This window comes from Bradyrhizobium sp., from assembly GCF_049691595.1.
Classification (GTDB): domain Bacteria; phylum Pseudomonadota; class Alphaproteobacteria; order Rhizobiales; family Xanthobacteraceae; genus Bradyrhizobium.
The window spans coordinates 1-6,246 of record NZ_JBAVNZ010000428.1 but is presented as its reverse complement, the minus strand read 5'-3'; the positions used below and the strand labels follow the sequence as shown (position 1 = coordinate 6,246).

General features: G+C 61.1%; 8 protein-coding genes. 1 reads left to right on the top strand and 7 read right to left on the bottom strand.

Annotated features, from left to right (window positions below; all coding sequences use genetic code 11):
• Positions 1-98: 98 nt before the first annotated feature.
• The 3 genes from WCE35_RS18265 to WCE35_RS18255 are packed head-to-tail and all read right to left on the bottom strand — an operon-like array spanning position 99 to position 2,855.
• On the bottom strand, positions 99-872 hold the full coding sequence (locus tag WCE35_RS18265) for a DUF1829 domain-containing protein (RefSeq protein ID WP_424594731.1): 774 nt from the start codon (positions 870-872) through the stop codon (positions 99-101).
• Positions 869-1,312, bottom strand: coding sequence for a DUF6978 family protein (locus WCE35_RS18260; RefSeq protein ID WP_424594730.1), 444 nt, complete (start codon positions 1,310-1,312; stop codon positions 869-871). The genes WCE35_RS18265 and WCE35_RS18260 overlap by 4 nt, the downstream gene beginning before the upstream one ends.
• 10 nt (positions 1,313-1,322) lie before the next feature.
• Positions 1,323-2,855, bottom strand: a complete 1,533-nt coding sequence (locus WCE35_RS18255; protein WP_424594729.1) for an acyl-CoA carboxylase subunit beta — start codon at positions 2,853-2,855, stop codon at positions 1,323-1,325.
• 118 nt (positions 2,856-2,973) lie between these two features.
• On the opposite strand from WCE35_RS18255, the gene WCE35_RS18250 reads away from it, so the two are divergent.
• On the top strand, positions 2,974-3,198 hold the full coding sequence (locus tag WCE35_RS18250) for a DUF4260 family protein (RefSeq protein WP_424594732.1): 225 nt from the start codon (positions 2,974-2,976) through the stop codon (positions 3,196-3,198).
• A 290-nt stretch (positions 3,199-3,488) separates the two neighbouring features.
• Here the strand turns inward: WCE35_RS18250 and WCE35_RS18245 are convergent, their stop codons facing one another.
• From WCE35_RS18245 to WCE35_RS18230, 4 genes are all read right to left on the bottom strand, one after another.
• Positions 3,489-4,145, bottom strand: coding sequence for a carboxymuconolactone decarboxylase family protein (locus WCE35_RS18245; RefSeq protein ID WP_424594728.1), 657 nt, complete (start codon positions 4,143-4,145; stop codon positions 3,489-3,491).
• Between the two features lie 86 nt (positions 4,146-4,231).
• Positions 4,232-5,050, bottom strand: coding sequence for a penicillin-binding transpeptidase domain-containing protein (locus WCE35_RS18240; protein WP_424594727.1), 819 nt, complete (start codon positions 5,048-5,050; stop codon positions 4,232-4,234).
• 70 nt (positions 5,051-5,120) lie between these two features.
• Positions 5,121-5,387 (bottom strand): EscU/YscU/HrcU family type III secretion system export apparatus switch protein, encoded by a 267-nt coding sequence (locus WCE35_RS18235; RefSeq protein WP_424594726.1) that lies wholly within the window; start codon positions 5,385-5,387, stop codon positions 5,121-5,123.
• Positions 5,384-6,246: flagellar hook-length control protein FliK (locus tag WCE35_RS18230; RefSeq protein ID WP_424594725.1), on the bottom strand; the 863-nt coding region annotated here is incomplete at its 5' end. The genes WCE35_RS18230 and WCE35_RS18235, both read right to left, overlap by 4 nt.

Genomic DNA, 6,246 nt, shown 5'->3' with positions numbered 1-6,246 from the left:
GCGGTGAAGTGAGGGGATGAAGGCGGAAGCTGTGAGCCGTCACCGGAGCCGATTTAGTACAACTTGAACTGGGATACGCTGCCCACGTTTGCAACAGCTCAAGCCACTAGGTTTGGACGGACTTCATCTCGGCGCGACCATAAGACCGGTTGTATCTCGTAATGCTGAAGGGCATCAACTACTGCACCGGTGACGACGCGCTCGTTATCGTTCAAGAACGCGACCGCCCGCGATTCCGGCGGCCTTTCTTCCCGGGTATCCAACCAAGAAAAAATCAGGCTTTGGGCTGCATCCTTATTCGGATTATTTATGGCCTTGAGAATTCTCTCTGGTTCGGAACGGGAGCGAGGAATCGCAAAATCAAAATGGTGTGTATAACCGGACTTCCCCGTAAACTGGACATCCGGAAGATAGCGGACCTCGGATAGGTCCAGCCACCGAGCAACGTCCTCTTTGAACAGGCTTCTAACTATCGATCCAGATGTATAGAAGAGATCATTTACCGCAAGAATTGCTTGCACTAAAGAATGCTTCCTTACCGCAAAATTATCCGCGGTCGCCTTTACTGATAGCGACCCGTTCTTTTCTTCCACCGCGAATCCGTTCAAGGCAAGTTTCAGCAATTCTTGCCTTTTTGGAGTATCTAGAACGCAGCCAGATAGCTCCAGATCACGTATGGTATGTCCATCGTCAGTCAAACGAAAACCGCGATCCTCGCGTTTTGCATATAGCTGAACGTAATCATTGTGACGGTCGATAAAGGGCGTGGTTATTTCTACCCAATCCTCGTGAACTGATTTTAGCGTGGTCCGATCCTTCAGCCATGATCGATACTGATCTACAAGACCCGCAATTTCTTCGACACTGGTCATGAGAGAAGACTCGAATCGATATGAGGCGGTTCTATAATATTACAGAATTTCATGAAATCGCGCAGGGTCACCATTCGATTCGTCAGATCGTTAAAAGCTAAAACTGGGACTGCGAAGGCCCACTTATCGCCAAACCCTTCGCGATATAAATGCAAATGAGGACAAGAAATTTCACTATGATCTGGATTTCGATGGGGAGCACCATCGACATCCAGCCGCGCCAATATAACGATCTTTCGTGCACGATTCTGATATGTGATTTTACTCAAACTTACCGAACTTCGATTTATGTCCAAAAAGAAAGTTTCACGCCTATCGTTAGAACACAATTCAGCGATGAGCTTGTCACCCGGATTGGGAAATTGGTATCGCTGTTCGTTCACGCGAAATTTGGCTAATGCCAATAATCCATCTGCCTCTTGCTGGGTCAGCTCATCCATATGCGCCCCCTCACAACGGCAGATTGTCGTGCTTCTTCGCCGGCATTTCCACCTTCTTGTCTTTCAGCATCGCCAGCGCCCGCGCGATCCGCTTGCGCGTCGAGTGCGGCATGATGACGTCGTCGATGTAGCCGCGCTCGGCGGCGATGAAGGGGGACAGGAAGCGGTCCTCATACTCCTTGGTGCGCGCGGCGATCGCATCGGTGTCGCCGATATCGGCGCGGAAGATGATTTCCACCGCGCCCTTGGCGCCCATCACTGCGATCTGCGCGGTCGGCCAGGCGTAGTTCATGTCGGCGCCGATTTCCTTCGACGCCATCACGTCGAACGCGCCGCCATAGGCCTTGCGCGTGATCACCGTGACCAGCGGCACCGTGCATTGCGAATAGGAAAACAGCAGTTTCGCGCCGTGCTTGATCAGCCCGCCATATTCCTGGGCGGTGCCCGGCAGGAAGCCCGGCACATCCACAAACGTCACGATCGGAATGTTGAAGGCATCGCAGAAGCGGACAAAACGTGCGGCCTTGCGTGAGGCATCCGAGTCGAGCACGCCCGCCAGCACCATCGGCTGGTTGGCGACGAAGCCGACGGTGCGGCCGGCGATGCGGCCGAAGCCAGTGACGATGTTTCGCGCAAAAGTCTCGGAGATCTCGAAAAAATCGCCCTCGTCCACCACCTTCAGGATCAGTTCCTTCATGTCGTAGGGCTTGTTCGGGTTGTCGGGGATCAGCGTGTCCAGCGACATGTCGAGGCGGCCGATGTCGTCAAAACTCGGCCATTCCGGCACGCCGTCGGTGTTGTTCGAGGGCAGGAAGTCGATCAGCCGGCGCATCTGCAACAGCGCCTCGACGTCGTTCTCGAACGCGCCGTCGGCGATCGAGGAGCGCGTGGCATGGACCGAGGCGCCGCCGAGTTCTTCCGCGGTCACCACCTCGTTGGTGACGGTCTTCACCACGTCGGGACCGGTGACGAACATGTAGCTGGTGTTCTTCACCATGAAGATGAAGTCGGTCATGGCAGGCGAATAGACATCGCCGCCGGCGCAGGGGCCCATGATGACGGAGATCTGCGGAATCACGCCCGAGGCGATGACGTTGCGGCGGAACACATAGGAATAGCCCGCCAGCGCGGCGACGCCCTCCTGGATGCGCGCGCCGCCGGCGTCGTAGAGCCCGACGATCGGCGCCCTCGCCTTCATCGCCATGTCCTGGATTTTGACGATTTTCTGCGCGTGGGTCTCCGACAAGGAGCCGCCGAACACGGTAAAATCCTTGGCGAACACAAAGGTCTTGCGGCCGTTCACGGTGCCCCAGCCGGTGACGACGCCGTCGCCTGGAATCTTGTTCTTGTCCATGCCGAATTCGGTCGAACGGTGCTCGACGAACATGTCGAATTCCTCGAACGAGCCCTTGTCCAGCATCAGTTCGATGCGCTCCCGCGCGGTCAGCTTGCCGCGGGCGTGCTGCGCCTCGATGCGCTTTTCGCCGCCGCCGAGTTTGGCGCCGGCACGCCGTTCCTCGAGGGTATCCAGAATGTCCTTCATCTGCTTCCGCCCGTCTTTGGGTAACAATTTCGCGATGGATTTCAGCGGGTTCTAACACGGCATTTTGCGTACGGGAAACGCCCTCCGGCATCTGGCAACCCCGCCCCGAGGTCGATATATGCGGCTGCCCGGAGGCACCCGATGTTCGAACCCGCAAACGCGGAAACCGACGCCGATGGCGCCGATGACGTTTGGCTTTGCGACCGCCGCCCCGCTCATCCCCTCCATCGCCATGATCTGGCTCGCCCATATCGGCTTCGACCGCGCACTCGGCTATGGGCTGAAATACCAGGCCGGGTTCGGCTTTACCCATCTCGGGCGGATCGGAAAGGCTCAGGTTTGACAGTTCGTAGGCTTAATCTAATCGGTCATGCGGACGGAATTGATCAATACACTATCCCCGTCATTCCGGGGCGGCGCGCAGCGTCGGGCCCGGAATCCATAACCACGGCCGCCTCCAATAATTCTCCACCAACTGACATTTGGGGTTATGGATTCCGGGCTCGCGCCAAAGGGCGCGCCCCGGAATGACGATGGCCGCAAAGCGGTAATCCGCCATCGACACAACAAGACGCATGGCGGATTACGCTGGGCTAATCCGCCGCTCTGGATCGCTTGCGCTCGCGAAAGCAGTTACTTCTCCCCCGCCTTGAACGGCTCCTCCTTGCCGGGCGGCACGGTCTCCTCTGCCATCGCCAGCAACATCGCCACCATGACGTAATTGCCCGCGACCGCCGTCAGGTCGACGATCTGCTGGTCGCTAAACACTTTCTTCGCCCGCACAAAGGTCTCGTCGGAAACCTTTTGCGTGGTGGTCAGCTCGGTGACGAAATCATAGACCACCGCCTCGTCCTCGGCCATCTTCGACGGGCGCTTGCCGGCCTTCAGTTCGGCGATGATCTCAGTGGAGAGCCCGGCCTTCGCCGCCAGCGGCGCATGCGCGAACCATTCGACCTGCGAGCGCCATTGCCGCCCGATGATCAGGATCGCGAACTCGTTGAGCCTGATCGGCACCGAGGTCTGCCAGCGCAGGTAATAAAACAGGTCGTACAGCCGCTGGCCCAGCACCGGACTGCGGATCATCGGGTTGTAGGGACCGCCCAGGCCGACGCTGGACACCTTCATGATCTGCTCGCCGAGCGGCTTCTGCTTCTCGTCGAGCTGGTCCATGGTGAGCTGCGGAAAGCGCGGCTCCTTGCTGGTGGCGGGGGCGGCGAACATGGTGGCGGCGAACCAGCCGCCGGCGGCGGCAACCGCGAGCGACGACAGCCAGACCGAAGTTGAGTGCATGATTTCCTCCGTTTTGATTTTATCGGCGAGGAAATGCTAGTCCGGGAAGATGGCTGAAGCCAGCCGGCGCGGCGCAGGCCAGTCGGTCAAATCGCAACGATGTCGGCGAGGCATTGCTGCGTCACCGTCATGCGGGCGGCGATATGGCCCGGTTCCTTGCAGTCCATGTTCATGGCGAACACCGTCTGCTGGCTGCCCTTCTCGGCCCAGCCGACCAGCCAGCCCAGCGACGGCTTGCCGACCTCGGCGCCAAGCAAGCCGCTCTTGGCGCGGATGGTGGCGTCGCCGACCTTGGTTACCGGCAGGATGTCGCGCACCAGCTCCTGGCTGCGCTTTGACACCGGCAAAACGCCGCGCCGCAGCCGGTCGACGAAATCGATCTGCTGGATCGGATCGATGCGAAGATTTCCGGTCAGCCAGAACTGGTCGATGCCGCCGCCGATGTCGCGGTTGCCGTATTCGAGCAGGTCGAGATATTTCTGCATCCGCTCCGCCCCGATGCGGCGGGCGATCTCCTGATAGACCGGCACCGCGGAGGCGGCGATCGCCGAGCGCAGCGTATGGTCCTTGTTCCAGGCCTCGATCGAGCGCGTCACCCCGTCCCATGTGAAGACGTCCTTGTCGGGGTCTTCGACCACGCCGGTCTCCAGCGCGATGATCGAGTTCGGGATCTTGAAGGTCGAGGCCGGCAGCTTCGCCTCGCCCGACCGCACCTTGTCGCTGGCGATGATCAGATAGTCGTCCACCTTGTAGCCGACGAAGGTGCCGGCCGTGCCGAGCTCGAAAAACCGCCGGGCAAGGTCTTGGCGAAACTCGCTGCGCTGGTAGGAGACGTTGGCGAAACTGCGCGCAGGCAACAGACCCGCGGCGGCGACAAGACCGAGCGCATGGCGGCGATTGATCACGGGGATATCCGATGGTTGAGGAGCGCGGCAACGATGCTGACGGCATCGTGGTAAAACGATGACGCTAGAGCTACCGGATTCGCCCCGACAGCCGCAGCACGAATATCAGCACCTCCGCGACGGCTTTATAGAGTTCCGCCGGGATTTCGTCGCCGAGCTCGACCTTGGACAGCGCGCCGGCCAGCACCTCGTTCTCCTCGATCGGAATGTCGTGGGCCCTGGCCCGTTCGATGATTTTCGCGCCGATCGCGCCCTTGCCCTTGGCGATGACCCGGGGGGCGCCGGTCCTGTCGTAATGCAGCGCGACCGCAAGCTGGCTTTTGGTTTCCACGCTCATAGCGCGCGATCCAGGAAATGGCCGGCGCGGGCGGGCGCGGCCAGCGGCGGCGTGCCGTCGCGGATCACGATATCGCCGGGTTGGAGTTCGGCCCGGCTCAGCGCCTGGCTCAATTGCGCGGCGCCGGCGCGCAGCTGCGCCGCGGTGCCGGGCCGTTCCGCCCACATCCGCACCGATGTTCTGTCGGCGGTCAGCGACACCAGCGCATGGATCGGGCCGGCCGGCTCGACATCGAGCGAAAACCGCGCCTGCCAGACCCGTTTGGCGGCCTCGACTTGCTGGCCGCCGCCGTCGCGGGAAATCTCGAACTGCGCCATCGCCGTGCCCTGCGGCGTTGCAAACGGAATCTCGAAATTCCAGCGCGGCGCGGTGGGATTGACCGTCGGGTTCGAGGGATCGGCACGGTCGGGGAGCGAGGCCACCTGCAGCAAGGTCTGCCGCGCGATCGCGGCGTCGGTATCATCGAGCAAATGACGGGCCGTGGTCGCGAGCGACGTATCCGCGGCGATCGATGGCGAGGCCACCGGCTGCGCTGTCGGCAACGCGCCGCGAAACGGCGGCGGCGGCGTGTTGGTATGCACGGTCACGTCGCCGCTGCGAAGATCTCTCGGCGTTGCCGCGGCCGCTGCCCGGATCTGGCTGCCGAGTTCCTGCAGCGCCTCCTGCAGCAAATTCAGCGTCGCCGTTGCCGAGGGTCCGGCATCCAGCGCGGCGGCCAGCGCGCTGCGGCCGGCGCCGCCCGATGCCGCCAGATGGTCGGCAACCGGCAGTCGCGCCTGCGGCAGCAGGATTTCCTGGGCCTCGAAGTCGGAAAACGCTGACGGCGCAAGGCCCGGTGCCGTCGCCGCACGCGGCAAGA